Source organism: Brevundimonas sp. (assembly GCF_036732845.1).
Lineage (GTDB): Bacteria > Pseudomonadota > Alphaproteobacteria > Caulobacterales > Caulobacteraceae > Brevundimonas.
In genome coordinates this window covers 1-4,517 of record NZ_DAINBO010000075.1, presented here as the reverse complement: position 1 = coordinate 4,517, position 4,517 = coordinate 1, and the positions used below count along the sequence as shown (strand labels likewise).

At 66.8% G+C, this 4,517-nt stretch carries 5 protein-coding genes; 1 reads left to right on the top strand and 4 read right to left on the bottom strand.

All coding sequences use genetic code 11. The features are described 5' to 3' along the window. The 3 genes from V7D63_RS13190 to V7D63_RS13180 form a co-directional block, all read right to left on the bottom strand. Positions 1-643: biotin carboxylase N-terminal domain-containing protein (locus V7D63_RS13190; protein WP_333592736.1), on the bottom strand; the 643-nt coding region annotated here is incomplete at its 3' end. 19 nt (positions 644-662) lie between these two features. Continuing rightward, positions 663-1,163, bottom strand: a complete 501-nt coding sequence (accB, locus tag V7D63_RS13185) for an acetyl-CoA carboxylase biotin carboxyl carrier protein (RefSeq protein WP_333592735.1) — start codon at positions 1,161-1,163, stop codon at positions 663-665. A 38-nt stretch (positions 1,164-1,201) separates the two neighbouring features. Next, a complete protein-coding gene (locus V7D63_RS13180) occupies positions 1,202-1,654 on the bottom strand; it encodes a type II 3-dehydroquinate dehydratase (protein ID WP_333592734.1) in 453 nt (150 codons plus the stop codon). A 99-nt stretch (positions 1,655-1,753) separates the two neighbouring features. Here V7D63_RS13180 and thiS point away from each other — a divergent pair, with 99 nt between their 5' ends. After that, complete coding sequence (gene thiS, locus V7D63_RS13175) at positions 1,754-1,951, top strand: sulfur carrier protein ThiS (RefSeq protein ID WP_333592733.1); 198 nt, start codon at positions 1,754-1,756, stop codon at positions 1,949-1,951. Between the two features lie 63 nt (positions 1,952-2,014). On the opposite strand, the gene V7D63_RS13170 is transcribed toward thiS, so the two are convergent. Further along, the gene (locus V7D63_RS13170; RefSeq protein WP_333592732.1) at positions 2,015-4,420 is read right to left on the bottom strand and encodes a TonB-dependent receptor; all 2,406 of its coding nucleotides are present in this window, start codon (positions 4,418-4,420) and stop codon (positions 2,015-2,017) included. Between the last annotated feature and the right edge of the window lie 97 nt (positions 4,421-4,517).

Below are 4,517 nucleotides of genomic sequence, written 5' to 3'. Positions count from 1 at the left end.
CGATGACCTGGATTTCGATATGGCGCGGCTTCTGGAGGTAGCGCTCCATATAGACGGCGCCGTTGCCGAAGGCGGCCAGGGCCTCGGACTGGGCGGTCTGGACGGCCTCGACCAGATCGTCGGCGGTCAGGGCCACCTTCATGCCGCGTCCGCCGCCGCCCGCCGCCGCCTTGACGATCAGGGGAAAGCCGATGGTCTTGGACGCCGCGATGGCGGCCTCGACCGTTTCGACCTCGCCGTCAGAGCCGGGGACGACCGGGATGCCGGCGTCCTTGACCGTCTGTTTGGCGGTGATCTTGTCGCCCATGACGCGGATATGCTCGGCCGTCGGGCCGATGAAGGTCATGCCGTGGGCGGCGATGATCTCGGCGAAGCGGGCGTTCTCGGACAGGAAGCCGTAGCCGGGGTGGATGGCCTGCGCCCCGGTGATCTCGGCCGCCGCGATGATCGAGGGGATGTTCAGATAGGATTTGGCGGCAGGCGCGGGCCCAATGCAGACGCTTTCGTCGGCCAGGCGCACCCACATGGCGCCGCGGTCGGCCTCGGAGTGCACGGCGACGGTGGAGATGCCCATCTCCTTGCATGCGCGATGGACCCGCAGCGCGATCTCGCCGCGGTTGGCGATCAGGACCTTGGTGAACATGTCTGGTTCCTTTGGGCGATCAGGCCTCGAGCAGGACGAGAGGTTCGCCGAACTCGACGGGCTGGCCGTCGCCGACCAGGATGTCCTTGACCACGCCGTCGCGGGGGCACTGGATCGGGTTCATCGTCTTCATGGCCTCGACGATCAGCAGGGTCTGGCCCTTCTTGACCTTGTCGCCCGGCTGGACGAACGGCGGGGCCTCGGGCGAGGCTTGCAGATAGGCGGTGCCGACCATCGGCGACTTCACCTCTTCGCCCGCGCGGGCGACGATGGTGGCCGGGTCCGACGGCATGGAGACCGGGGCGGCGGGCGCGGCCTGAACCGGCGCGGCGGCCGGGGCGGCGGCGTACTGGACCTGGGCCGGGGCGACGTGGATTTCACGCGCCACGCGGATGCGCAGCTCGTCGCGCTCGACCTCGATCTCGGTCAGATCGGTCGCTTTCAGGATCTCGGCCAGTTGCCGGACCAGGGCGGTGTCGATGTCACCGTTGTCGTTCTTGGTCTTCTTGTCGTCGGCCATGGGACGTTCAGCCTCGTTGTCTATGGGATCGAACGGCGTCAGGCCGCCGCGCGTTCCTGAACCAGTTTCAGAGCAGACCGGACGGCGGCTGCATAGCCCTGCGCGCCCTGGCCCGTGATGATGTCGTCGGCCGCCAAGGACACATAGGAGTGATGGCGGAACGCCTCGCGGGTCGTCGGATCGGACAGATGACATTCCACGACGGGAATCGTCAGCGTCTTCAAGGCGTCCAGCAAGGCGATGGAGGTGTGGCCGTAGGCCGCGGGGTTGATGATCAGGGCCAGGGCGGCGGTGCGCGCCTCCTGAATCCAGTCGATCAGCACGCCTTCGTGATTGGATTGGCGGAATTCGACGCGGACGCCGCCCGCCGCCGCCTCACAGATGGCGCGCACGTCGTCCAAGGTCTTGGAGCCGTAGATTTCCGGCTCACGCACCCCCAGAAGGTTGAGGTTCGGGCCGTTCAAGACGTACAGGGCGAGGGCTTCGGGCATTCGCTCGAGACTATGATGTCCGGCCGTGGATTCGGTTCGGCCTTTTAGCTGAGGCGCGGCGGTAATCAAACCGCGCGCCGGAAAGAGTGACGTAGCGTCATGCGCATCCAGGTCAACGGCGAACCGCGCGACACGCGAGCCGAAACCGTATCGGCCCTGGTCGAGGAATTGGGCCTGGACATCCGCAAGGTGGCGGTCGAGCGCAATCTGGAGATCGTGCCCAAGAGCCTGCACGCGACCACGCCGGTGGCCGACGGCGACCGCTTCGAGGTGGTGCAGTTCGTCGGCGGGGGCTGACGAACAAAAAAGCCCGTCCGGTCAAGGACCGGACGGGCTGAAGGCTGGGAGTGGGGCAGGCGTCTAGAAGCGCGCCGAGATCTCCAGGCCGTAGGTGCGCGGTTCGTTGAAGTTGGCGTAGTCGCCGATGGCGTTGGTCCCCGACCGACCCTCGGTCGAGCGGCGATAGATGTGCGCCTCATTCAGCAGGTTGCGCGACCAGAGCGAGAAGGTCATTTCCCGTCCGTCGCCGACCTGAACCCCGGCCAGGGCCAGGCGGGCGTTGACGATGAAGGCGTCGTCCGTCTTTTCGGGCGACTGTTCAAAGCTCTGGGTCCCCTCGGAATAGTTGGCGTCCAAGTGGGCGCGCACCTCGCCCCAGCTCAGGGGTCGGACATAGTCCAGCGCGGCGGTGACCGCGTGGGGCGGGGTGTAGATGATGAAGACCGGCTGGATCGTGCCGCAGGACGGGCAGGCCGCCGACGCCGGGAACGGGTTCTGGGCGTCCGGCACGTTGGTGTCCGTATAGGCGTAGGCCAGGGTGAGGCGCAGGTCGTCGGTCACGTCCAGAACCGCGTCCAGCTCCAGGCCCGAGATGTCGGTGTCGCCCGGCGCGTTGACGGTTTCGACGGTGTTGCGCGTGTTGCCGGTGACCGGATCGGGCGCCACCAGGGTGAACTCGATCTGGCTGTTGGTGCGCACCATGTCATAGAGGGCGACATTCAGCCGCAGCCGGTCGAACAGGGTCGATTTCAAGCCGACCTCATAGGACGTCACCTCTTCGGATTCGAAGGGGGCGTAGGTCAGGGAGCGCGAATTGGCGCCGCCCGCCCGGTAGCCGGTGGCATAGGTGGCGTAGACATTGACCTGGGACGAGAGGTCATAGGCCAGGGTCACCATGGGATCGAACCGGCTTTCCGACAGGTCGAAGCGGAAGTCGCGCGGCGTGTTCGAGACCCGGTAAAGGACCCCCTTCTTGTCGTCCCAGGTCTGGCGCCCGCCCAGGGTGAGATGCAGGGCGTCGTTCAGCACCGGCGGCGTATAGACGGTGTGCACATAGACGCCCTGGCTTTGCGCTTCGGCGCGGCTGCCCCGATCGATGGAGCGGTAGCCGCGCGTGATGCCGGCGGTGACCGGGTCACGCACGACATAGGCGCCGGTCGAGCCGACATAGGACAGGGAGCTGGGCGTGGCCGCCTCTTCCCAGGCCTCTTCCTCGAAGTGATAGACGCCGACCACATAGTCCAGACGGTCGTCCAGGGCCGAGCCGACCAGTTGGAACTCCTGGCTGAACTGCGACTGCTCCAGGTCCGACAGGCTGTAGCGCGCGAAATTCCGGGCCGAACTGCCGACCGGGGCGTTGGGCTGGAAGACCGGCGGACGGTTGGGACCGCCAGCGTTGTCGTACTGATAGGCCTTCACCTCGCGATAGGCGGTGATGGAGCGCAGCTCGATCTGGGGCGTCAGGTCCCAGCTCATGTGCAGCGAATGACCGAAGGTCTTGTCGATGCTGGGTTGCTGGGGCACGCCGATGTCGGCGACGTCCTGGCGGTCGGTGTGCACATGCACGCCCGGCGGCAGCGGCGAGATGGTTCCGGCCGGACGCGGAAAGACCGTCGACACGGGCAGGCCCAGCGGATTGTAGCTGACCAGTTGGCTCAGGAAGGGCGTGCTTTCGCCATAGCCGTTGTCATAGGCGTACAGCGCGTTGAAATCGTCGCGCGGACGCCACAGCACCGAGGCGCGCAGCCCCCGGCGGTTCAGATAGTTCCAGCCGGTCTGACCCTCCATCGGATTGCGGGTCGTGGCGTCGTGATATTGCAGCGCGCCGTCCAGCTTGACGCTGAAATCGGCGACCTCGGGCAGGTCCAGATGCGCCTCGGCGTTGTAGCCGCCGAAGTTGGAGATTCCGGCGCTGGTCCGCAGGCCGAATTCGCCGGTGGGGCGCCGGGTGACCAGGCTCAGCGCGCCGCCTTCGGTGTTGCGCCCGAACAGCGTGCCCTGGGGTCCGCGCAGGACCTCGACCCGTTCGATGTCCAGCATGGTGGCGTTCAGCCCCTGCTGGCGGCCCAGATAGACGCCGTCCAGATAGACGCCGACGCCCTGTTCCCGGGCGGGCTGGTTGGCGTCGTTCGGCACGATGCCGCGAATGCCGACCGTCAGGGCCGACTGGCGCGATTCAAAGGTCGAGACGCGCAGCGACGGCACCGCGCCGTCGACCAGGTCCAGCATCGACTGGACGTGCCGGTTCTCCAGCGTCTCGGCGTCCACGACCGAGATGGCGATCGGCGTGTCTTGCAGATTGGTCTCGCGCTTGGTCGCGGTGACCACGACCTCGTCCAGGACGGAGATCGGGCCTCCGGCGCCTTCGGGACCGGCCAGGCGGTCCTCGGCGACGATGTTTCGGATGTCCTGGGCCATCGCGGGGGCGGCGGCCAGAATGGACAAGGCCCCGCCCAGAAGCAGGCGAGACCGGAGCGTGATCGACATAGGTTCATCCCCCTTGTGCGAGGGGGGCGATACGGTCGTTCTGTGTCGCCGCCGTTTAGGCGCGGACAAGCTTGCGCGTCAGTTCGGCGTCGCTTTT